The sequence below is a fragment of the Arthrobacter sp. MDT2-16 genome (assembly GCF_054510925.1).
In genome coordinates this window covers 164,309-187,491 of the sequence record NZ_JBTNDP010000004.1, presented here as the reverse complement: position 1 = coordinate 187,491, position 23,183 = coordinate 164,309, and the positions used below count along the sequence as shown (strand labels likewise).

The 23,183-nt window shown below is 64.5% G+C and carries 17 protein-coding genes; 7 read left to right on the top strand and 10 right to left on the bottom strand.

Translation table 11 applies throughout. From position 1 onward, the window contains the following. Positions 1-28 precede the first annotated feature (28 nt). Genes ACX80N_RS09495 through ACX80N_RS09485 form a run of 3 tightly spaced genes read left to right on the top strand, consistent with a single transcriptional unit; the run spans position 29 to position 5,879 of the window. Positions 29-2,716, top strand: coding sequence for a DNA methyltransferase (locus ACX80N_RS09495; RefSeq protein ID WP_459339176.1), 2,688 nt, complete (start codon positions 29-31; stop codon positions 2,714-2,716). Continuing rightward, entirely contained in the window at positions 2,713-4,689 is a 1,977-nt protein-coding gene (locus ACX80N_RS09490) for a DEAD/DEAH box helicase (RefSeq protein WP_459339175.1), read from the top strand. Before ACX80N_RS09495 ends, ACX80N_RS09490 begins: the two co-directional genes overlap by 4 nt. Beyond that, complete coding sequence (locus ACX80N_RS09485; RefSeq protein WP_459339174.1) at positions 4,686-5,879, top strand: GIY-YIG nuclease family protein; 1,194 nt, start codon at positions 4,686-4,688, stop codon at positions 5,877-5,879. Before ACX80N_RS09490 ends, ACX80N_RS09485 begins: the two co-directional genes overlap by 4 nt. A 164-nt stretch (positions 5,880-6,043) precedes the next feature. Here the strand turns inward: ACX80N_RS09485 and ACX80N_RS09480 are convergent, their stop codons facing one another. The 3 genes from ACX80N_RS09480 to ACX80N_RS09470 all read right to left on the bottom strand — a co-directional run bounded on the left by ACX80N_RS09480 (position 6,044) and on the right by ACX80N_RS09470 (position 10,994). Further along, on the bottom strand, positions 6,044-7,735 hold the full coding sequence (locus tag ACX80N_RS09480; RefSeq protein ID WP_459339173.1) for a DUF262 domain-containing protein: 1,692 nt from the start codon (positions 7,733-7,735) through the stop codon (positions 6,044-6,046). Between the two features lie 1,000 nt (positions 7,736-8,735). Continuing rightward, entirely contained in the window at positions 8,736-9,566 is an 831-nt protein-coding gene (locus tag ACX80N_RS09475) for a glycosyltransferase family 8 protein (protein ID WP_459339172.1), read from the bottom strand. 45 nt (positions 9,567-9,611) lie between these two features. Next, positions 9,612-10,994, bottom strand: coding sequence for a D-arabinono-1,4-lactone oxidase (locus ACX80N_RS09470; RefSeq protein ID WP_459339171.1), 1,383 nt, complete (start codon positions 10,992-10,994; stop codon positions 9,612-9,614). A gap of 168 nt (positions 10,995-11,162) precedes the next feature. Between ACX80N_RS09470 and ACX80N_RS09465 the strand changes: the two genes are divergently transcribed. Then, the gene (locus ACX80N_RS09465) at positions 11,163-12,077 is read left to right on the top strand and encodes a 2-hydroxyacid dehydrogenase (RefSeq protein ID WP_459339170.1); all 915 of its coding nucleotides are present in this window, start codon (positions 11,163-11,165) and stop codon (positions 12,075-12,077) included. 4 nt (positions 12,078-12,081) lie between these two features. Here ACX80N_RS09465 and ACX80N_RS09460 read toward each other — a convergent pair whose 3' ends face one another. From ACX80N_RS09460 to ACX80N_RS09450, 3 genes are all read right to left on the bottom strand, one after another. Continuing rightward, positions 12,082-13,107 (bottom strand): glycosyltransferase, encoded by a 1,026-nt coding sequence (locus tag ACX80N_RS09460; protein ID WP_459339169.1) that lies wholly within the window; start codon positions 13,105-13,107, stop codon positions 12,082-12,084. After that, entirely contained in the window at positions 13,101-13,913 is an 813-nt protein-coding gene (locus ACX80N_RS09455) for a glycosyltransferase family protein (RefSeq protein ID WP_459339168.1), read from the bottom strand. Before ACX80N_RS09455 ends, ACX80N_RS09460 begins: the two co-directional genes overlap by 7 nt. 465 nt (positions 13,914-14,378) lie before the next feature. Next, positions 14,379-14,576 carry a hypothetical protein gene (locus tag ACX80N_RS09450; RefSeq protein ID WP_459339167.1) on the bottom strand — a complete coding sequence of 66 codons (198 nt, stop codon included), beginning with the start codon at positions 14,574-14,576 and terminating at the stop codon, positions 14,379-14,381. Positions 14,577-14,819: 243 nt separating this feature from the next. Between ACX80N_RS09450 and ACX80N_RS09445 the strand changes: the two genes are divergently transcribed. After that, a complete protein-coding gene (locus tag ACX80N_RS09445) occupies positions 14,820-14,954 on the top strand; it encodes a hypothetical protein (protein ID WP_459339166.1) in 135 nt (44 codons plus the stop codon). Between the two features lie 128 nt (positions 14,955-15,082). Here the strand turns inward: ACX80N_RS09445 and ACX80N_RS09440 are convergent, their stop codons facing one another. The 4 genes from ACX80N_RS09440 to ACX80N_RS09425 all read right to left on the bottom strand — a co-directional run bounded on the left by ACX80N_RS09440 (position 15,083) and on the right by ACX80N_RS09425 (position 18,501). Further along, the gene (locus tag ACX80N_RS09440; protein WP_459339165.1) at positions 15,083-15,715 is read right to left on the bottom strand and encodes a TetR/AcrR family transcriptional regulator; all 633 of its coding nucleotides are present in this window, start codon (positions 15,713-15,715) and stop codon (positions 15,083-15,085) included. A 61-nt stretch (positions 15,716-15,776) separates the two neighbouring features. Then, positions 15,777-16,877: an alcohol dehydrogenase catalytic domain-containing protein gene (locus ACX80N_RS09435; RefSeq protein ID WP_459339164.1), complete on the bottom strand. Its 1,101-nt coding sequence runs from the start codon at positions 16,875-16,877 to the stop codon at positions 15,777-15,779. Continuing rightward, entirely contained in the window at positions 16,874-18,331 is a 1,458-nt protein-coding gene (locus tag ACX80N_RS09430) for a purine-cytosine permease family protein (protein WP_459339163.1), read from the bottom strand. Before ACX80N_RS09430 ends, ACX80N_RS09435 begins: the two co-directional genes overlap by 4 nt. Then, positions 18,328-18,501, bottom strand: coding sequence for a hypothetical protein (locus tag ACX80N_RS09425; RefSeq protein WP_459339162.1), 174 nt, complete (start codon positions 18,499-18,501; stop codon positions 18,328-18,330). The genes ACX80N_RS09430 and ACX80N_RS09425 overlap by 4 nt, the downstream gene beginning before the upstream one ends. Before the next feature lie 133 nt (positions 18,502-18,634). Between ACX80N_RS09425 and ACX80N_RS09420 the strand changes: the two genes are divergently transcribed. Together ACX80N_RS09420 and ACX80N_RS09415 are read left to right on the top strand one after the other, a co-directional pair. Next, on the top strand, positions 18,635-19,432 hold the full coding sequence (locus ACX80N_RS09420) for a nitrilase-related carbon-nitrogen hydrolase (protein ID WP_459339161.1): 798 nt from the start codon (positions 18,635-18,637) through the stop codon (positions 19,430-19,432). Between the two features lie 116 nt (positions 19,433-19,548). Continuing rightward, positions 19,549-23,166 (top strand): TM0106 family RecB-like putative nuclease, encoded by a 3,618-nt coding sequence (locus tag ACX80N_RS09415; protein WP_459339160.1) that lies wholly within the window; start codon positions 19,549-19,551, stop codon positions 23,164-23,166. Positions 23,167-23,183: the final 17 nt, after the last annotated feature.

Here is a 23,183-nt window from a genome sequence, read left to right as displayed (position 1 = left end):
TCACGTTCGAGAAGGAAGCGTATTTATCGTGAAGCTCAACCTCAAAGCCGTCGAGGAACGTGTATCTCCGCTCGGAGGCCGCGAGTCCTACGATCGCGAGTTCATTTTCAGCTTGCTGCTGGCCTACGGAAAACCCCAAGGCAACGTGACAAGGTTGCGCAACGGCTCGCTCAACGTTGCCCACGACGCGTCCACTGAGGTTGCGCAGAAGGGCGTTGTCTACTTCAAGGAGACCACAAGTAATCCTCTCGCGGTTATCGACGAACTGAAGACCTCACCGCTGGTCGTCCGATACAACACTCGCTTCGTGATCGTCACCGACTACACAGAACTGGTCGCCATCGACACCAAGACCAGCGAGAACCTGATGATCCCGATCCGGGACATCGATCAGCACTTCACCTTCTTCCTGCCATGGGCGGGTATGGAAAAAGCGCAATATGTCGCCGAGGCGCACGCGGACGTTAAGGCTGCCGAGCGGATAGGTAACCTCTTCGATGAGTTGCTGGCGGCGAACCCCGGAATGTTCAACACAGCGCACGGGCGCCATGCACTGAACGTTTTCTTCACCCGGCTCCTTTTCTGCTTCTTCGCCGAGGACACCGGTATTTTCGAGGAGGGTGCGTTCACCAACGCTGTCGGCTCACATACTCAACCCGACGGTTCTGACGTCGCTGAATTCCTCACTGAGGTCTTTAGCGCGCTCGATACTGAACACCTTGAAGCAAAACCCGTGCGTCTGGCAGGTTTCCCGTACGTCAACGGCCGGCTGTTCACAATGGCTCCAGAGGACATGGTGCCACGATTCACCAAAAAAGCGCGCGGTCTTCTAATCGATTCGGGCAAGCTGATCTGGCGGGAAATAAATCCTGACATTTTTGGCTCGATGTTTCAAGCTATCGTCACTCCGGGCAAGCGTTCGAATTTGGGGCAGCACTACACATCGGTGCCAAATATTCTCAAGACCATTGAGCCGTTGTTTCTCGATAATCTCAAGACACTGTTTGATGCGGGCTACGAATCTACTAGGATGCTCGAAACGCTGCTCGAACGGATTGCTGCGATCAAGGTCTTCGATCCCGCATGCGGATCAGGAAATTTCCTCGTCATCGCCTACAAGGAGTTGCGCAAGCTCGAACACTCAATTCTGGAGCGCTTGGCGGAGCTGCACGGTGGCGCTCACCAAGGCCAGCTCTTGGGCTCCAAGATCAACATTGAGAACTTTTTTGGCATCGAAATTGATGATTTCGCCGTCGAGGTGGCAATCCTGTCGCTCTGGATCGCCAAGCACCAGATGAACATGGAGTACCGCGAAAAATTCGGCATCGACCTTCCACTCATCCCCCTCAAAGAGTCCGGGCAGATCAAGCCGGGCAACGCAATTACCGTCGACTGGTGCACTGTCTGCCCGAATGACGACGGGGAGATCTACGTGCTTGGGAACCCTCCATACCTTGGGAGCCGAAAACAAAGCAGCGAACAGAAACGCGACCTCGCTACGGTCACTTCCAAGTACAAGAGTCTCGACTATGTCTCCGCATGGCTCATCAAAGGTGCGGACTACATCCGCGGCACAGCTGCGCATCTTGCGTTTGTCACGACGAACTCGATCACTCAGGGCGAGCAGGTCGGCATTCTGTGGCCGCAGGTTTTGGGCGTCGAACTGGAAATTGGTTATGCCTACACGTCATTCAAGTGGTCCAACCACGCGAAGAACGCTGCTGGTGTCACCTGTGTCGTACTCAACCTCCGAAACGTCTCAAATAGTCCCAAATACATCTTCACTGATGGAATTCGACTCGACGTAAAACGCATCAACCCGTATTTGGCTGACGGAGCAGACATTTGGATCGGCAGACGCACTAACCCTCTTGCTTCCTTGCCCAAGCTGGGCTTCGGTTCGATGCCCAATGATGACGGAAATCTGATTCTCAGCGATTTGGAGAAGGATGAGTTGCTTGCGACAGCACCGCAGCTTGAGCCGTTCATCAGAGGTTTCAGCGGAGCTGATGAGTTCATCAAGGGTAAGACTCGCTGGTGTCTTGTAATCCCTGACGATGCGGTCGGGGAACTTGCCAAGCTTCCCGCCATTGCTCGACGGCTGAATGCTGTACGCGTGCACCGTGAGAAAAGTACTGAGAAGTCCACTAGGGCGAAAGCTTGTGTGCCAAATCAGTTCTATTTTTGGGCACATAAGGACACCGAGTCAATTATTGTTCCGTCAACCACCTCTGAAAACCGTGACTATATTCCGATCGGGTATCTCGACCAAGGAACTGTGATTTCCAATCTTGCGAATTCCGCTTACGATGCCAAACCGTGGGTATTTGCCCTTCTTACCTCAGCGATGCACATGGCGTGGGCTCGCGCAGTAGGGGGCCAACTCGATACACGGCTCCGCTACACGAACACGATTGTCTACAACAATTTCCCGGTGCCACCGCTCTCGGACACCGTTAAAGAAAACCTGACCAATGCGGCTCTCCGCATCCTCGACGTGCGCGAGTACCACTGTGAGCGGACTCTTGCGGAGTTGTACGACCCGGACCTGATGCCGGATGACCTGCGGAAGGCGCATGCAGAGGTTGATGCCTTAGTGGATTCGATCTACTTCAAAGGCGGCTACGAGACTGATGAAAAAAGATTGTCAGACCTCTTTGCTATGTACGAGGAAATGACAGCAGCCGAATCTGCGAAGGGGAACAAGAAGAAGTGAAGAAGCCGATGAACGTCGTTAATGTGACCTATGCGCGTACGAAGGCGTCGGTCAATACCGATGCCCTGGGCATGCGAGAGATGCAGCAGCGCGTCTTCGCTAAGCGTGACGCCCAGCACCTTCTGGTCAAGGCTCCGCCGGCATCAGGCAAGTCGCGTGCACTGATGTTTGTTGCGCTCGACAAGCTCTACAACCAGGGTCGGAAAAAGGTCATCGTCGTGGTCCCCGAGCGTTCCATCGGAGCGTCCTTCTCCTCGACGAAGCTCACCTCCAACGGGTTTTTCGCAGACTGGGAGATCAGAGACGAGCACAACTTGTGCGACCCTGGTTCTTCGCAGGGCAAGGTTGGAGCGTTCATCAAGTTCCTTGAAGGCCCCGACACTACTATGGTCTGCACGCATGCCACGCTGCGGTTTGCTTTCGAGAAACTCACACCGGAAGCTTTTAATGGCACAGTGCTGGCGATCGATGAGTTCCACCACGTCTCCGCTGATATCGGAGCCAACCGCCTAGGCGCTCTGCTGCGCGATGTCATGAATGGCTCCGATGTGCACATCGTCGCAATGACCGGATCGTACTTTCGCGGAGACTCGGTGCCAGTGTTGTCTGCCGAAGAGGAGGCTCGGTTCACACCGGTCACGTTCAACTATTACGACCAGCTCAACGGCTACGAGTACCTGCACTCGCTCGGCATCGGGCATCACTTCTACCAGGGACGCTACACCGACGCTATTGGGGAAGTTTTTCACCTCGACAAGAAGACGATTGTCCACATTCCGAACGTCAACTCGGGCGAGTCCACCAAGGACAAGATCGAAGAGGTGGGGTTCATCATCGATGCGATCGGCCACGTCGAAGCCACCGACCCTGTTACCGGAATCATCAGCATCCGCCACAAAGACACCGGTGAAATTCTTCGGGTCGCCGATCTCGTGGACGACACTGACCAGAAGAAGCGTGCTGACACGCTCCACTATCTCTCCCATGTCGCATCCAAAGAGCGCGACGCTGTGGACATCATCATCGCCTTGGGTATGGCGAAGGAAGGCTTCGACTGGCCTTTTGCCGAGCATGCCCTGACCGTTGGGTACCGTGCCTCGCTGACCGAGGTCATCCAGATCATCGGCCGTGTTACCCGCGACAGTCCCGGCAAGGAGCATGCCCAGTTCACGAACCTGATCGCCGAGCCCGACGCTACTCAGGGTGAGGTGAAAGTCTCGGTGAACAACCTGCTGAAAGCCATCACCGCGTCCTTGCTGATGGAGCAAGTACTCGCACAGAACTTCACCTTCAAAACAAAGAAGTTCGACGGCGACGACTCGAAAGTTCCCGGTCAGCTGAAAATCAAGGGCTTCAAGGAGCCCTCGACGGAACGCGTCCAGCAGATCGTCAAGACGGACCTAAATGACCTGAAAGCCACCATCCTGCAGGACGACACCTTCGCTCGTGCAGCAGCGGGCTCGATTGACGCCGAGACCGCCAACAAGGTCCTAATCCCGAAGATCATTCGGGAGAAGTATCCGAACCTCACCGACTCGCAGGTCGAAGAGGTCCGGCAGCAGGTTGTTGTGGACTCGGTGGTCAAGAACGGTGAGGTGCGCGAGGTCGGGGACAAACGGTTTATCAAGATGGCCGAAAAGTTCGTCAACATCGACGAGCTCACCATTAACCTCATCGACTCGGTGAATCCCTTCCAGCGCGCCTTCGAGGTCATGTCCAAGTCGGTGACTCCCTCGGTACTCCGCATCATCCAGGACCAGATCACGGCCACCCGCGTCGAGTTCACCGAAGAAGAGGCGCTATCGCTCGTTCCCCGGATCAAGAACTGGATCAAGGTCAACGGTAGGCGACCGGACTCGCGGGCAGAGGACCCGGCCGAGAAGCGGTACGCGGACGCGCTGCTGTGGCTCCAGCGGGCCAAGCAAAAGCTCGAAGCCCAAAAGCGCGCGGCAGCAATGGTGACGGACGAATGAGCGAGAACGACGAAGTCTTCGAGGCGGCACCGTCCTCCTTGCAGGAGCTTATCGACAACGACCTCGATGGGCTGTTCGACGTGCCCGAGAAGCCCAAGAAAGTCACATCGTCCGACCGGCTCGAACGTGCGTTCTTGGAGATCGTGGAGTTCCGCCGGACGCACGAGCGCATGCCGAGCTCCGTAACGCGGGAGATCGCTGAGCGGAAGCTCGGGGCACGTCTCGAGGGCATCTTGGCCAATGAAGAGAAGATTGCGGCGCTCAAACACCTCGACACGAAGTACGAGTTGCTGACTGTAGAGGCAACTCCTGAGTCGCTGGGCGATCTTCTTGAAAGCGACGACCTGGACGATCTATTGAGTGACGAGAGCGGCATCCTCGACGTGTCGGATCTGCCTGTGATCAAGCGTCCCGAGTCTCCGGACTCGGTCGCGCAGCGGGTGAAGGCCGAGGACTTCGACTTGTTCGAGCCGCTGTTTAAGGCAAAGCACGCCGAGCTGGCCGAGGGCACATACAAGCTGGTGCCCTTCACTGGTATGGACCTTATCCGCGAGGGTGGGTTCTTCGTGCTGAACGGCGTCATGTGCTTCGTGGCTGAGGTCGGCGAGGACGTGGACCTCGTCGTCGGCGGCAAGCCCAGGCAGAAGCAGCGCCTGCGCGTCGTCTTCGAGAACGGCACTGAGTCGGCGATGTACAAGCAAAGCCTTATGACCCGCATGTACGAGGCGCAGGGCCAGGTCCTGGCGCGCACGGGCCACGATGACACCGAGATCCTCGACGCCGACGTGGAGAGCGGTCACATCTACGTGCTGCAGTCGCTCAGCGAGGATCCTATTGTCGCGGGAATAAAAGACCTCCACAAAATCGGTTTCTCTACCACCAACGTCGCGACCCGCATCAGAAACGCGGCGAATTCACCGACCTACTTGATGGCACCCGTGAAGGTGCTGGCGGACTACCGGCTCTACAACGTGCGTGCCTCGTGGCTCGAGCACCTCCTGCACCGAGTGTTCGCCGAGGTGCGTGTGGACCTGACCCAGGTTGACCGGAAGGGACGCGACTACGATCCCTCGGAGTGGTTTGTGGTGCCGTTGGAGACGATCAACAAGGCCGTCGCAATGATCATGTCCGGGGAGATCACCGACTATGTCTTCGACGCGGCGCTGCAGCGACTGGTCGAGCGCGCTTGAGCAGGAGGCGCAGTGCATTGCTGCCCTGGAAGCGTTGACTTCAGCGATCGGTTTAAGATACATCCTGAGGTGCTCAAAAACTGGGGCGTGTTCGATATCTCGGGCGTTTCCGACCTCCCGGTCCTCAATGGCGCTATAGCGTCAACCGGAAGTGTTGTAGAAGTTCAGCCCAGGTCCCAGCTTTTTTGAAGGACGGCCAACAGATCCTCGTGGCGTCGCTCAACAACCTCAGGCGTCCATTCAATCTCGTTCAACACCTGAGTGGTGAGCGCGAACACCGCAACGCCCTTGCCGGAGGAAAAGTATCGGTCTTTCTTTACTATGAATTCATAGTTCTGTGCCTGACTGTTCTTTCGGCGGTTGAGCAGCAATAAGTTGCCAAGGCGGTGCGTCCAGTACTCAGCCTGCTCCTCATCAAAGTCTTTGCACCACTGACTGCCATCATCAGGGTTCCGTGGCAGGACATGTTCGACGGTGATTATGCTGTGGTCATAAGAAGCACCTGGATCATTGGCCAGGATCGAATCCAACCGCAATAGTACGTACTTGCGTACAGGTGGGGTGCGGTAGATCTCGCCATCGAGACACACTAGCGTCTCGCGCTTTTCATCCTCGGTCAGCTCGAACGCGGTGCTGTTGAGAGCTTCGCCAGCGATTAGCTGCTTGAGAAGATCCATGTAGCGCTGCGCACGGGGAGTTGCATATACGCGCCGCATCAACATACTCGCCGCCAGTCGTTCCAATCGCGCTAAGAACGAGTTTAGGAACGTCGCATCATCACCATGCTCCTTGAGTGCCCATAATGCGACTGGCCGCCAATCATCGTTGTCGAGCTGACCGAGTCGTTTCAGCCATGCGTTCACGCCAGCCCATTTCGCATCTCCCTGAAAGTCTTGTGCGAGCAGACGGCTATTCGCTAGCGCGTACGGTTGCAGGATCTCTTTTATGAAGCCCTGGCCGTTGGTGGGGAGGTACTTGTTCAGCACCTGTTCTGGGAACTCCTGGAGAAGGCTACGCACCGCACGAGTCTGAGATGCAATAGCGCGGATGTAGAGAAAAAGGTCGCCGAACTCGCTGCGGCCCAGGTCCTCCTCTAATTTTTCCCATAGGTCTGCGAAGTTGGAACGCTGATCTTCGGGCATAGCACCAATGACCTGGGACTTGAAGATGTCGGGCGGCGAGAGTGGAAGCCCTCGAGCGTTCATGACGCTGAAAATGCGGTACGCACTATTGAGGTCCGATGTGCTGACCGTCACCAGATAGGTGCGCCTCGCCATCATCTTGTACAGGCGCTGAAGTTCTTCCTGGCCCCAGGTCACGAGTTCCGTACGCAACACGCGAGCGTTGTTGCGCAGTGATTGTTGAGAGTCAGTAAATGTTAAGTTGTCGCTTATGCCAACCAGCGCTTCTGTTGCACCCTCTGCCTGAACGTACTCGCGGAAGAACTGGGCGTCGCGGGGACGCAACTCAAGACGAGGCCGTGCAGCTTTCTCGTCCCACTCGACGGCCGGTTCCTCGACGAACTTGTGGATGTCGGCGCGGAGCGCCTGATTCGTAACGAGGTCCCGCAGAACCGCGATCAGCAAAGTAAGCGTTGTCAGTCGTTGTTGGCCATCAATCACCTCGGAGCGGGATTGGGCTGCATCCTTCACCAGGACGATGGAGCCGAGAAAGTACGGCTCGTCGGTGTCTCGCTCCAATGCTCCTTGCAGATCAGAAAGAAGCTGCATGGTTTCCTCAGTGCCCCAGGCATAGGGACGCTGGTACTCAGGGATGACGAAGTCGTAGTCATCTGTAAACAATTTGCCGAGATTGATCTCTGCAGCCTTGAGCGGCTGCTGTAGCTTATCGGTCATTGCGATCCCCTTCCTAAGTGGTCAACTTGGACACTACTAACCAGGGCTCGCAGGGCTTCCTGACGATGCACAAGCCTGGGTGATCGGCTATGGGACTACTTCTACCCTGCGCCGCAGACGTTATTCATGTCGACTCCACGACATCGTCTTTCCACGATTGGCTCAACGAGCTCGAACTTCCTCGAAAAGTGTGGTCCACCGTTCGGGCGTCGCTTCTCGCTCCGCAAGCATCGTTCGCAGTAATCGCGTTGCAGAAGCCCACCGATATGACGTGTTGTCAGGATCGTGGTCTGTGGCTCGACCTCCATGCTGAACATACTCCAATGGCAGATTCCACGCTTCCTTCCCGGACATGATGCATACCTGCGGCGCTTCTCCGGTCAGGTCTAGCACGTAGGCAATCACTATCGGTGTCCTGGCGTACTTCCCCCAGACAGTTAGTCCACTGTGCGCGCCCTTCACCTGAACCGGGATGACACCGAATGGCTCAGGGCGGAACGCCAGTAAATCAATTCCGAAGTCTGTCACTGGTTGTGCCGTAATTAGGTCCGTGTGCTCGAGAATAAAACGTTCGACAGCAAGAACTGCCGCCCGCTCCACCCGAGTGTCAGTCCACCGGTCCCTACTCACTTCTTACCCTGCGCTGCAGAGGTTATTCCGTGACGGAACTCCACCGAGTTGCGATCCAACATGCAGGAGATGAGCCATACCCCACAACCACAGAAGGATAGCTCAATGAGCTGCACAAGACGATCTGGAAGATTGCGGCTGGTGGACCGGGTGGGACGGATCCGCGGCGAGGCACTGAACCGGCTCACCACGGATGGGCTCGTGGAGCTCAGCCGCAACAAGGGCGCGCAGGTAGTCAGCATCTCCCCCCCCCCCCCCCCCCGGGACATCGCCAGCGTGTGCAACGTGCGGGCCGGCTCGGACGACACGCCGTCCTGCTCGATCCCGTACCCCACAGAAGGGTCGGGACCGAGCACCTTCGTCTACGGGGTCAGGAGCCGACGGGGGCGCCCAGGGTGTCGGCCATCTCCCACCACAGCCGGTTCACCTCGACGTACCGGTCGGTGGGGTCGAGCGGCTTCGCCCACGGCTTGTCGATGATGTAGTGGATGTTCTTCACCGACGCCGGATCCCAGACCGACGGGTGCTGGTGCGGCAGGGTCTTCAGCGCGTTGTAGACGTAGGGCAGCGGACGCCAGCGGTCGCGGTAGAACTCGTTGAGGAAGTCCTGTTCGGCGAATGGGTAGTGCGACAGATCGTCCACGTCTGCCAGCCGCCCCACCATGTCGGCGAGGACGGCCTCGTCGGGCGACAGCACGAGGAAGCCACCGTTCAGGTAGTTGTCCGTCGCATCCGGTTCGGTGACGTGGTCCCCGCCCCGGCAGTGCGTGTAGAAGCAGGTCTCGGGTGTCCAGCTCGGCGGATAGCTCGCGATCCGGTTGGGGTTGCACCGGCAGGCGTGGCAGGCGGCGATGGCGCCGTCGGCCAGATCCAGCGAGAACAGCTCGTCCATGTTCCGGGTCACCAGCATGTCGGCGTCCAGGAAGACGACACGCTCGAACTCCGTAAGGCTCCAGACGGCCAGCTTGGTCCACACCTCCGCGAACCGGGCGTTGGCGTAGCTGTCCGCCGACCCACCGGCCGGGCGCAACGGTGCCACGTCGCGCAGGAGGCACCCGTCGTCCTGCAGGAGGCGCCGGGCCCGCTCGTCGATCCCCTCGGTCACCATGACCACGAGGGGGGCGGTGCTGCCGGAGGCCGCCAGCGAGGCACGCAGCGTCCGTACCCCGATCAGGTAGTCGGGTTGGGTCAGCAAGGTCACCCAGGCATTCATCGGTGGTGTTCCTGTCCTAGTGGGCGGGTCGGGTCAGTCGAGGAGCGCATCGGTGAAGGCATTCGCGAACCTGTGCTCCGGGTCCAGCGTCTCGCGCACCCGGCGGAAGGCCTCCCACTGGGGGTAGAGCGCGGGCCAGTCGTAGAGGGACTCGTCGAAGTACTTGCCCCAGTGGGGCCGGCCCCCCTCCTCGGCCAGGGCCCGTTCCACTGCCCGGAGGAAGCTGTTCCCCTCCTCGGACAGCGAACCGTCGGCCGCGTAGTAGACCACGAAGCCGAAGTAGCAGGTGTCCTGGCCGTTGGACGGGCTCAGCCATCCCTCGGACGCGCCGGTGCAGCGCAGGATCACCGGGTAGTGCATGCGGGGGCGGGTCTCCGCATGCCAGTCCTTGATCTTCCTGATCAACGCTCCGGCCTGCGCGAGCGGGATGCCGATCTCCACGTTGATCTGGGGGGTCGCGATCCCCTTGCAGAACACCTGGTAGATGTCACCCGTGACGTCGGTGAAGTCCCGGAAGCGCGACACCGTGCGGAGCGACTTGCCGTTGTCGGCGACGCCCTTGCTGTCGTCGCGGAGGTGCTGCAGCGTGGACTCGATCGTGCTGTTCATGGACGTATCGGTCGTCGCGTACTCCACGAGCTGGCTGCCGCCGGCCCGGTACCGCGACACCTCGTCGTCGGACGCTCCGTTGGCGGTCCACACCTGGACCTGGTTCTCCTGGGGGAACCACCACGCCTTGACCAGGATGTTCTCCCGGTTCCAGGTCTCCAGGTCTGTCTCGAGCGTGCCGGCGTCGACAGCCTTCTTCACGCAGGTGTAGATCATCGACTCCCGTGCGCGCAACGTCACGGCGGTGATCACGCCCAGTGAACCGAGGCCGAGCTGGACGGCGGGGAAATCCGGGTGGTCACGGTCGAACTCCGCGACCGTGCCGTCGGCCAGCACCATGCGGATCGCCAGCGCAGCGCCGGCGATCGAGCTCTGCTGCAGGCCTTGACCGTGGGTCCCGGTGGACAGGGCGCCGGCCAGCGTCTGCTCGGCGATCACGCCGGGTGAGGCGTCCAGCATCTGCCCTCGCGCGGTGAGGAACGCGTACACCTCGGCCAGGGAGGTCGAGCCGGCGAAGGTCGCGGTGTCATCGGTACTGGAGATCAGGCCGCTCAGCCTGCTCAGGTCCAGGAGCGTGCCGGCGCCGTCCGCGACCTCGATCATCCTGCCGGGCGACATCCGGCTCCCGATCATCCGGACCCGGCCGTCACTGGTGGATAGGAACTCGCACAGCTCCGCTTCGGTGGCCGGCGCGACGACCGAGCCGGGCAGGCCCAGTCGGGAGTTCCTGGCCCAGTTGCGGAGCCGGATGTCCTCGCCGGTGAGCTCCGGCTCCTGGTGGGGGTAGGTGAGCTGTGTGATGGCCATGACGAGTCTCCTGTAGAAGTTCGGTTCTGCCTTCGAAGCCGCACCGACGGGCGCGGCTGATCCACCGGCAGGAGGTGTTCCCGCCGCCGTGAATGAATTTCTCAGTTCTGTAGAAGTCCTGCCGACACCACAGCCCTGCCTCGTCAAGGAACTGTTTACACTGGCGAAATGACTGTCGTCTGCGTACCCGATTCGAATGCCCGCGATCTCCTCGGAGCCCTTCCCGACGGGGTCGACGTGATCGTCTGGGACGGCGAGAGCGACAAGCCCGAGCGCCTGGCCGAGACCGTCTTCTGGGTGCCGCAGGTCGAGGACTCCACCAACCTCGCCGGGAAGTTCGCCGCCATGCCGAAGCTCGAGGTCACCCAGCTGACGAGTGCCGGCGTCGAGGACATCCTCGAGCACGTCCCGGACGGCGTGACCCTGTGCAGCGCGCGGGGCGTGCACGGCCCGGCTGTCGCCGAACTGGTCCTGGCCGTCGTCCTGTCCACGCTGCGCCGGCTGCCCCACTTCGGCGAGGCACAGCGACAGGGCCGGTGGGACCCAGTGGAGGCCGACGACCTGCGCGACAAGCGCGTGCTGAGCATCGGCGCCGGTGACCTCGGAGAGCAGACCGCGCTCCGCCTGCGGAGCTTCGACGCCGTTCCCGTGCTCGTGGCGCACACGGCACGGGACGGCATCCACGCCACCTCCGAGCTGCCGGATCTGCTGCCCGAGGCCGACGTGGTGGTGCTGACCGTCCCGCTCACCGCGGATACGACCGGGCTCGTCGACGCGGAGTTCCTGTCCCGGATGCCCGACGGCGCCCTGCTGGTCAACGTGGCGCGCGGCAAGGTCGTGGACACCCCGGCGCTGCTCGCAGAACTGACGTCCGGGCGCCTGCGCGCCGCCCTGGACGTGATGGAGCCGGAGCCCCTGCCTGCTGACCACCCGCTGTGGAACGCGCCTAACCTGATCATCACCCCGCACGCCGCCGGCTCGATCGCGCAGTCCGGCCCACGGGCCTTCGCCCTGGTCAACGCGCAGGTGCGCCGCTATGTGGCCGGCGAGGACCTCGTCAACGTGATGAAGGGAGCCCACTGAGTCCTCACGCATACGCTGTGAAGTTCGGACCGAGGGTATCGAGCCAGGCGGCCGGATGCACGGCCACGGCGTCGGCGCCGGGCCGGGCCCACGCGGCCGCGACCGCCTCCTCAAGCGCCGCTCCGGTCCGGGCGAACGGGTAGCGGTCGAGCACCCAGCGGCGGTTCTCCGCGCGGACCGGTGCCAGGGCGTCGAGGTCCTGGACCAGGTCCGCCACCTGGTCGCGGATCAGCAGCGGTCGCTGGTCAGGGACCCGCCAGGCACCGGGTGCCTCGAACAGCTCGTGACCGCCGCCGCCGTCGTAGCCGACCACGAGACAGCCCGACGCCAGCGCCTCGGCGACCGGCAGACCGTAGCTCTCGGTGTGCCCGAGGGCGACGAAGACCGCCGAGCCCGCCAGGGTGGCGGCCACCTCCGCCCGCGGGGCCTGAACCAGTTCCACCAGCTCCACCCCCGAGAGCCGCGGCTCGCCTGCCAGCAGCCGCTTCAGCAGCGAGGCCTCCCGCGGCCGCTTCCTGGGGAACCAGCTCACCCGGAGCTGCGCGGTGGTGCCGGGGGCGAACAGCTCGCCGTCGACCGGGTTGGGCACCACGCTCACCGGCAGGCCGGGCAGCGCGGCCGAGAGCACGTCGCGGCTCTCCTCGGACACCACCCAGATGGCGGGTGCCTGCGACCATCCCGGGAAATCGTCGCCCGGCGCGCCGGCGGCGAAGGTGTAGAAGTGGTTCTGGTTGAAGATGACCTTGCGGGCTCCGGGTGCCGGATCGCGGCCCTGGACGGTCGGTGTCTCCGGCAGCACCAGGAGGTCGTCGGCGCCGATCGCAGTGGTGGCGCCGAACAGCATCGGCACGTCGTCGGCTATCCAGGCGGTGCGGTCATCCGCGTCGGGCAGCCACAACCAGGCCTCGTGGCCGAGCTTACGTAGCAGGCGGACGTGCTGGGTCATCACGTGCACGCCGCCGCTGTGGTGGCGCGTGGCGAAACCCGCGTAGACGATCCGCCCCGGGGCCCGTCCGGGAGTGCTCACCATGCCGGAGCCGTCAGGTACCACGATGCGCCGCTCCCGGTGTTGTGGGCGGGGAACGAGTCCGGGCCGAGCCCGACGTCGGCCCGCCACCCGTCGCCCCACTTGGCGTCCAGTCCGTGGAGGATCTCCGCCCGGTTGCCCTCGGAGCTCTGACCGGTCCGGTTCATCGTCTGCCGCCGCAGGTGCGAGACGTAGGCGCCCTCCGTGACCACGCACCGCAGGCCGGCCGCCCGCACGCGGATCGCCAGGTCGATGTCCGCGCCGTAGCCGTGCCGCGGGAAGGTGACCTCGTCCAGGCCCCCCAGTTCGACGACGGAGGGCACCGCGAACGCTATGGCGGTGCCGTCGCAGAAGTCGACGTCGCGCAGCACGTCGCGCGGGACGTACTCCGCGGCGGTACTCGGGATCGCAGAGGCCCGCTGGTGGAGCCAGAAATCGTCGTAGCAGGCCGCCGCGAGCGCGATGTCGTCCGCAGTCGAGAAGGGCGCGAGCAATCCGTCGAGGAAGCCGGGCGACAGCCGGATGTCGTTGTTCAGCACCACGCAGACCGCATGGCCCTCGCGCGACGCCGTCTGCAGCGCCCAGTTCGCGGCGCCGATCCACCGCAGGTTGCGCCCCGGGCGGTGGACCTCGATGTTCCCCTCGGGCAGCACGTAGTCACCGGCGTTGTCGACCACCACGATGCGCAGGGCCGGGTCGAGGTCGCTCCCGTCGCGGACCAGGTCACGCACCACCGCATCGGTCAGCTCCGGCGAACCGAAGGCGGGGATGACCACCAGTGCCGAGGCGGCGGGCGTCGAGGGGGTCACTGCTCGGCGCGGGCGGCGCGGCCCCAGCGGTCGCCGTTCAAGGTGATGATCAACATCGGTTCCCGTCGGGTCAGGTGGACGTGTTCCACGGCAGCGAAGACTACGAAGTAGTTCTGCCAGACCTGGCGAACGGATGGCTCTTTCTTGTGTGACCTGCCCCACGCGACTCGAGGTAGTTGCTCGGCCGACCGGACCGGCTCGCGCGATGGGCCACGGAGGAACTCGAGTTCCCGGAATCCCTGCCGGGGGTAGTCGTCATCATCTGCCCGGAGGCCGTCGGCGGCCCTGAGATCCTCGGCGGTGACGCCATCGTAGGTTGTCTCCCGTCGGTGTCCCCAACGGGTTCGACCGTACTGGCGAATAGAGGGGCGGGCGCCAACCGGGAAGCGACAGATACCTACCCTTTTGCCTTAGTAAAAGGGTAGGTATCTGCAAGGCTGCGCCCACTCAGCTTGCCGCGAGCTCCTAGGCCGCCTCTCTGTCGATGACCGGCGGCAGTGCCGGCAGCGTCAGGACCGGGGCGGCACAGCGCTCACGCAGGGCTACCTGGATCGGCAGGGGCGGCATCAGCCGGCCCCACTCGATGATCTCAAGGGTCCGCCGGCACTGCGGGACAGGCGTCTTCGAGTTTGCGTCGTGGTATTCGCCGGGGTGAGTGATCATGGCTGGCTTCTCTTGCTGGTGATGAGTCCGTCCACAGGCTATTCGTTGCCGGTGACACTTGAGCGACATGCCGCCGCGGGGAAAATGGTCATCACGGCGGCGATCATCGGATGCCGGCTGGCCCGACGGTTGTCACAGGAGTCGCAGCGGTACCGAGAAGATCGGGTAGGCGCCGAGGGCGCGACCTATGAGGTGGTACAGCAGACTCTGCCCGCGCACCCGTCCGCCTCTAGGACCGGAACCATGACAAGCGACGAAGACCTCGATCCTCCCGTGCCCAGCTACCTTGAGGGCATCACACTGAAACGGGTCCACGACGGGCAGGTCACCGAAGAGGACGACGACGCGCCGCGGTCCTCGGACGGCGCCTACACGTAAGTTCTCGACCGCGTCCCTCCTATAGGTCGCTGCACGGTCGGGCGCCGTTGATCTCGTTCTCGCGTCGGACGGGACGCACACGTCCGCGCGTCAATGCGTCCGGCTGACAAGAGGCCGCAGGAGGTTCGTCAGCACCGTCTTCGAACCTGCGCCACCAGCGCCTCGAGGTGCGTGATAATCGCGGCCACTCCCACCTCGAAGCTCAGGTCAGACCGCGGCCCGCCCAGGGACGACGCTTCGAACGCCCCGTGCAGCGCGGGCTGGGCCTCGGCGCTCGCGAGCCAGGCCGATTCAGGCGACGCCATGTCGAGCGCGGACCCGAGCATAAAGCTGTCGAGGACCGTCACGGCCACCACCACGTCATTCGCCGCGAAGCCCTGCTCCACGAAGACTGAAGCGAGGTGCTCGTAGATCTCGAGCGTCGCCGTGTCCGTCACCGCCTCCCCCACGAGCAGCGGGATGGCTTTCGCATGCTGGCCGAGGGCGCTGCGGTAGCTCCGTGCCCATGCCGCCGCCCGGTCCTGCCAGGCCGGGCCGGCGGTGAAGAAGTCGCCCGCCGCCAGGGCGTCGGACCCGATGACCGACCGGATGCCGTTGATGATCTCCGGTCGGCCCTGCACATGGTGGTAGATGGACGACGGGCTGACCGAGAGCCGCTTCGCGAGTCCCGGCAGCGTGAAGTCGCCGAACTCGTCGACCAGCTCGAGGGCTGCCCGGTAGATCTTCTCCTGCGACAGAATCGCCTGGCGCGGCCTGCCCATGTCCCCCCTGATGAAAGCGGCCGAGCCGCGCTGTCGATCCTGATGCTAGCCGCCGTCGTCGTTACTGGAACACGATGACGCTCCGGGCGCGCTCGCCCCGTCGCATCGCGTCGAACGCCTCGTTCACCTCGTCGAGACCGATGCGGTGCGAGATGAGCCGGTCCACGGGCAGCCTCCCCGCGAGGTACAGCGCCGCGAGGCGCGGGAAGTCCCGCCCCGGCACGGTGGAGCCGTAGTTGGAGCCGATGAGCGACTTGCCGCTCTCCGCGAGCGCCAGTGCGTCGATGGATACGGGACTGTCCTCCGGCGGCAGTCCCACGATGACAGCCTTGCCGCCGGCCGCGATGAGCGATGGGAGGGACTCGATGGTCTGGACCCGCCCGATGGCCTCGAAGGCGTACGTTGCTCCCCCGCCCGTCAGGGCCCGGATCTCCTCGGCCAGGTCTGCCGAGGGTACGAGCGTGTGGGTGGCCCCGAACCCCCGGGCGGCCGTGAGCTTATGCTCGCTCAGGTCGACGGCGATGATCGGATGGGCGCCCACGAGGCGCAACGCCATGATGATCGAGAGCCCCACTCCCCCGGCTCCGATGACGACGGCGGACGAACCCGGTTCGACGTCGGCGTCGTTCACCACGGCCCCGAAGCCGGTGGCGGCCGAGCACCCGATGAGGCTCGCGACGTCGAACGGGACGTCCTTCGGGATGCGGATGGCCCCGGCCTCCGGCACGACGGCGTACTCGCTCATCGACCCGACGGTCAGGTACGGGTACGCCCGCTCGCCGTCGACCGACACGGGCGTGCTGCCGTCCGGCAGCAGGCACTCCTCGGACCGACTGCCGGTACAGACGTAGGACTTGCCCGACAGGCACGCGGTGCAGCGCCGGCACGGGTAGAACCAGGAGAGGATCACGTGGTCGCCCACCGCGACGTCGGTGACGCCCTCGCCGATCGCCTCCACGGTGCCCGCGCCCTCGTGTCCCATGACCGTGGGGGACGGGAGGGTCCAGTCGCCGTCGAGCACGTGGCGGTCCGATCCGCAGACCCCCGACGCGCCCATGCGAACGAGGACGGTGCCCGGTCCGGGATCGGCGACCGTGACGGTCGTCAGTTCGAGGTCCTTCGAGCCGATGCGGTGCACGGCGGCCCGTGAAGTGCGGCTCATGCGCGCCCCTCGACCTTCTCAACAGGAGCGTAACCGCCGACGCCGCGGCGGACGTAGAGGACGCGGGCGAGGACGTAGTAGACGACGGCGCCTATGATCGCCGCCGGGAAGGACGCCGTGATGTAGCCGAAGATGGGCTGCGCGGTGAGGGTGACCGGGTTGTAGATCACGAGGTAGAAAATGGCCCCGGCGGCGACGGCGGCCATACCGGCCCAGTTGACGCCTCCGGAGAAGTGGTAGGCGCTCTCCCCGCGGTGGCGGTAGAGGTCCTCGAGGACGACGCGCTGGCGGCGCAGCAGGAAGTAGTCGGCGATGATCGCCCCGCACATCGGGGCCAGGAACGCGCCGCTGAGGGTCACGAACGTCATGAACCGCAGGTACATGAACCCCGGGAAGAACGCGAGGATGGCCGGCAGGACGAAGAATGCCGCGCACAGCCAGGCCCACTTGACCTGAGACAGCAGATTGCCGCTCGCCTGCCGGATGGCCAGCACCGTCGAGTAGACGATGGAGGAGGTGCTGGTGATGTTGGCGAAGGCGATGAACAGCAGGATGAAGGCCCCGAGGATCGGACCGCCGAAGGGCAGCATCCAGACCGTCGGGTCGGAGTCGCCGAGTGTCAGCGCCGCTGCCATGCCGACGATCTGCGCGATCAGGGTGGCTCCGAGCAGTCCGCCGTAGGAGGGCCAGAGGGCGGCCTTCGGAGTCTTCGTCAGCCGTGCGAGGGACCCCATGACCGGGTACCAGGACACGCCGACGCCGACGTTGAACTCGACCGCGAGGGCGAAGTTGAGGCGGTCGTCCTCGAACGGGGCGAGCGGCGCGGCGCTGAACAGCGTGTCCCACGAGGTGTTGAGAACGAGGAAGACCATGAGGAAGACGGTCACGACGATCAGGCCCGGGGCGATGAACTTGTTGAACCGGCCGATGGTCACGGGTCCGCGGGAGAGGATCCACCACGAGACGGCGATCGCGACGAGGGCGAAGACCGTCACCATGAGGCTCTCCGGACCGAAATCGGTGCTGAACGCGGAGTTCGAGACCTGGGTGACGGCGCGCCCGACCATGATCGCGAGCAGTGACGACCAGCCCATCTCGGTGATCAGGATGACGGTGAAGACCAGGATGCCCACGCCGACCAGCCCGAAGACCGGCCGGAGGATGGTGTACTGCTCGACGCCGTAGCGCTGGCTGGCGACGACGCTGGCCAGGATCATGAACCCGAGGCCGATCGCGTTGCCGATGATCATGGCGGCGATGCCCTGCTGGAAGCCGACGAGCAGCGCCGTCGACCCTCCGACGAGGAAGGCCCAGGTGGCGATGGCGAGGCTGATGTTGACGCCGGTGAAGTCGGCGCCGTTCCAGATGCGCTCCTTGCGCAGGAGCGGCAGCGAACCCAGCGATCCACTCGTCTCACCGGCGACGTCGGTGGATCCCTGGTGGTTCCGGCTCACAGCGCCAACACCAGGAAGCCCAGCAGGGTGATCCCGAGGGTCACCAGGGTGTACATGCCGAGGTCCCGGCCGGTGAGTGCGGCCCGTGAGGCGTCGCCCTGTTCACGGGCGGAGATCTCCTCGAGCCGCCGACGCAAAGCGGCTGCCGTAGACGCATCTGCAGAATCCATCGTTCCTACCCTCACTAATCGAATGTCATTCGGTTCGGGTCAATAGTTGTGCCTACCATGGGGCCTGTCAATGGATCGGTGCTGGGAATCTGCACCGCCGAGAGCGTTGATCGCCGTTCGAGAGGGAGGGCTCATGCCTGGACTGGCTGTACTGCAGGCCGACGGAGCCACCGGCGCCGTCGAGGAGAACCTGCGGCGCATCGATGCGCATGCCGCCCGCGCCGCCGAGCACGGCGCCGGAATCCTCGTGACGCCCGAACTCTTCGCCACGGGCTATGCGCCCGCCCTCGTGGCCGATTCGGACGGTCCCGGTATCCGGTCCGCGCTCGCCAATATCGCTCGCCACCACGGCATCGCGCTGGTCGGATCGACGGTCGACGCCAGTCCTGAGGGCCGCCACATCAGTGCCTCGCTCTTCGACCGGCAGGGCGCGGAGCTGACCCGCTACCGGAAGGCGCACCTGTTCGGGGCCGAGGAACAGTCCATCTTCCTGCCCGGCCACGAGCTTCCGGAACTGGTCCCCCTCCTGGGACTCACCGTGGCGCTCGGCATCTGCTACGACATCGAATTCCCGGAGTTCGCGCGCAGCGCGGCGCAGCGGGGCGCGGACGTGCTCCTCATCCCGACGGCCGTGCCGACAACGGGCGACGTCGGCGGTCGGGCGCCGGAGCACACCTACAACGCGGAGAGCATCTCGACCCTGCTCGTACCTGCCCGGGCCCTGGAGAACGGCGTTTACGTCGCCTACGCGAACCACACGGGCCCGGACTTCACGGGACTGAGCTGCATCGCCAGCCCCTACGGGACGTTCCTCGGGATGGCGGGGCACGACGAGGAACTGCTGTTCGCCGACGTCGACCCGGCGGACGTGCAGCGCGCCCGGGAGATCAACACCTATCTCACCTGCCGGCGGCCGGACCTCTTCATCTGACCGCTCCTGTATCCCCACGGGCGCCGCCACGCTGGAGACGCTGGATGTCCGGGGGTCTTGCTACATTCTGAGCAGCGCGGGAGCCGTCCCCGCGCACCACTGATGCCGGGGGCACCATGTTCTTGCTCGACCCGATCGCGCCGGCCCCTCAACCGGACCTGGTCTTCTCCGCGACCGACCTCGTCGCGGCGAGCGAGTGCGAGTACCGGACCCTGCGGATCCTCGACGAGAAGCTCGGCCGTGCCCCGAAGGCGGAGTTCGCCGTCGACGAGCTGCAGCAGCTGGCGGGTGCGCTGGGCGACGTCCACGAACTCCGGGTACTGGAGGACCTGACCGCGCAGTACGGCCACTGGGACGCGGAGCGGAACACCGGGGTGTACCGGGTGGAGCGAGGAGAAACCCTCGACCGCGCCGCACTGCTCGCCAAGCACGAGGAGACCGCCGCCGTCCTCACCGCGGGTGCCGACGTCGTCTTCCAGGCCACGTTCTTCGACGGCGGGTTCCTCGGCTACGCGGACTTCCTCGTCCGGCAGCCCGTTGATGCCAAATACGCCGGGCGCTACGCCGTGTGGGACACGAAGCTCGCGCGGCACGCCAAGGTCGGCGCGCTGCTGCAGCTGGCGGCCTACGGTGACCAGCTGATCCGCCTCGGCCTCGAACCCGCGCCGCAGGTCACCCTCGTGCTGGGCGACCTCGAGCGCAGCGTCCACTCCCTCACCGACTTGCTGCCCGTCTACCGCGAACGCCGGGACCGGTTCCGCTCCCTCACCGGTGCACACCGCGCGACGGACACGGTGCTGGCCTGGGGTCAGGACGGCATCGTCCACTGTGGGCGCTGCGCCTACTGCGCTGAGCAGGTGACGCTGCACCGGGACCTGCTGATGGTGGCCGGGATGACGTCGTCCCGGCGGAGGCAGCTCCTCAGCAAGGGCATCACCACGATCGACGCGCTCGCAGAGCTGCCCGACGCCGACACCCGCGGTCCCCTCGTGCGACTGCGGGACCAGGCCCGGATGCAGACGGACACCGCCGTCGTCGACGGTTCGCGCGCGTTCGTCAAGAAAGGCGTCGAGCACACGATCGGCTATCGGGTGCTCGCCGAGCACACGCTCGCGACGCTGCCTGCGCCGAGTGAGGGCGACATCTTCTTCGACTTCGAGGGCGACCCCCTCTGGCAGGACGCGGCCACCGGCAGCTGGGGGATTGAGTACCTCTTCGGCGTGATGGAGCTGGCCGCCGCGGGAGAGGAGCCAGTGTTCCGGCCCTTCTGGGCGCACTCCCGCTGGGAGGAACGGCAGGCGTTCCTCGCCTTCCTCGAGTACGTGGAGAAGCGCCGGAGTGCGCACCCGGACATGCACATCTACCACTACGCGCCGTACGAGAAGACGGCGCTGCGCACCCTCTCGCTGCGGCACGGCGCCGGTGAGGACATCGTCGACGACTGGCTCCGCGGCGGCCTGCTGGTGGACCTCTACGCGACGGTGCGGCACTCGCTGCGGGTCTCCGCCGCCTCCTACTCCATCAAGGAACTCGAACCCCTCTACATGGGCGACCATCTGCGCACCGGCGACGTGGCCGACGCCGGTGCCTCCGTGGTGGCGTACGCAAAGTACTGTGCGGCACGGGACGACGGCGACGAGGCAACCGCCGCGACGATCCTCGCCTCGATCACCGACTACAACGAGTACGACTGCCTCTCCACGTTGCGCCTGCGCGACTGGCTGCTGCAGCTCCCCCGGCCCGATGCGCCGACGGGTCCCGACCTTCCCGACAGGGTGCAGGACGTGCTTACAACGCCGGAGCCGAGGCGTGAGGATGAACCGACCCCGGACGAGCTCCGACTGCGCGACCACCTCGCCCAGCGTGCAGCGGACCACGCACCGACGGCGGAGGACCAGGCCATCGCGATGGTCGCCGCCGCCACGGGCTACCACCGCCGCGAGCGCAAGCAGTTCTGGTGGGAGCACTTCGATCGGCTCGAGAACGACCGGGACAGCTGGTCTGACCAGCGGGACGTCTTCCTCGTTGAGTCCGCGACCGTGCTGGAGGACTGGGCGAAACCAACATCGAGAGCGCGGACGGAGTCTCGGACGATCCAGTTGCGGGGCGTCCTCGCGGACGGCTCGGACTTCCGTCCGGGCTCGACGTGGTTCCGCATGTTCGATGCGCCGGTGCCCGATGGCGTGCAGACCTCGACAGGCGGCCCGCTCGGCCGGGGTGGGTGCTTCGGGACGGTGGTCGAGCGCGTGGAGACGGACCCGGACGTTCCCGGCAGGACGCTGATCACGGTCACGGAGAAGTCATCGGGGAACGTCCCGCCGTACCGTCAGCTGCCTAGTGCCCTGACGCCCGATCAGCCGGTGGCCACGGTGAGCCTGGAGGCGTCCCTCGCCGAGTTGGCGAACTCGGTCGGCGCCGCGCTACCGGGTCTCCCGCGGCACCCTGGGCTCGATGTCCTCCGCCGCGCGTCGCCGCGGTTGGCGACGCGGGACGCACTGCCCGTCGTCGCGCATGACGGCTTCGGGCAGGCGGATTACGTCACCGCCGTGACCGACGCCTTGCTCGACCTCGACTCCTCCTACCTCGCGGTGCAGGGTCCTCCCGGCACGGGCAAGACCTACGTGGGTTCGCGCGTCATCGCCCGGCTCGTGGCGCAGGGGTGGAAGGTCGGCGTCGTCGCGCAGTCCCATGCCGTCGTCGAGCACTTCCTCACAACAGCCGTCGCAGCGGGCGTGGACCCGGAACGGATCGGCAAGAAGCTGCAGAAGGAGCATCCTGTCCCCTGGCCGCATACCTCGGACAGTGCCATCGGTGCCCTGCTCACGGGGGATGATGGCTGCCTGATCGGCGGGACGTCGTGGTTCATGACCGGCAGGTTCGTAGCGCCCGGGTCGCTGGACCTGCTCGTGATCGACGAGGCCGGACAGTTCTCGCTCGCCAACACGCTTGCAGTTTCCCGGGCGTCGTCACGCCTGATGCTGCTGGGTGACCCGCAGCAACTGCCGCAGGTCACGCAGGGTTCGCACCCGGAGCCTGTGGACGAGTCGGCTCTGGGCTGGCTGTCCGCCGGACACGCGACGCTCCCCGCCCGCCTCGGCTACTTCCTCGCCGACTCGTGGCGCATGCACCCGGATCTGTGTGGCGCCGTGTCACGGCTCAGCTACGACGGGAAGCTCGCCGCCGCACCCGCTGCCGCGGAACGCCGACTCGAGGGGTTGCCGGCCGGGGTCGATGTCGTCCTCGTCGACCACACCGGCAATGTCGTGGCGTCGGACGAGGAGGCGGCGGAGGTCGTGGTGCAGGCGCGCGGGCACCTCGGTCTGCCGTGGCATCCCGGCGAGGACGAGTTGCCCCGGCCGCTGGCGCAGGGCGACGTGCTGGTGGTCGCCGCCTACAACGCGCAGGTGCAGAGGATCCGTGCTGCCCTCGACGCCGCGGACCTCCCGGACATCCGGGTGGGGACGGTCGATAAGTTCCAGGGGCAGGAGGCCGCGGTGGTGCTGGTCAGTATGGCCTGTTCCTCGGTGTCCGAGGCGCCGCGCGGCGTGGAGTTCCTGCTGAACCGCAACCGCCTCAATGTGGCCGTCTCGCGGGGCCAGTGGCGTGCCGTCGTCATCCGCTCGCGTGAGCTGACGAACTTCATGCCCGGCCGTCCCTCCGGCCTCGAGGAGCTGGGCGCGTTCATCGGCCTCGGCGCCGGGACTGCACACCAGGTCACCGCAGCGAGCGGCTGACGCCCGAAGGGCCGCCT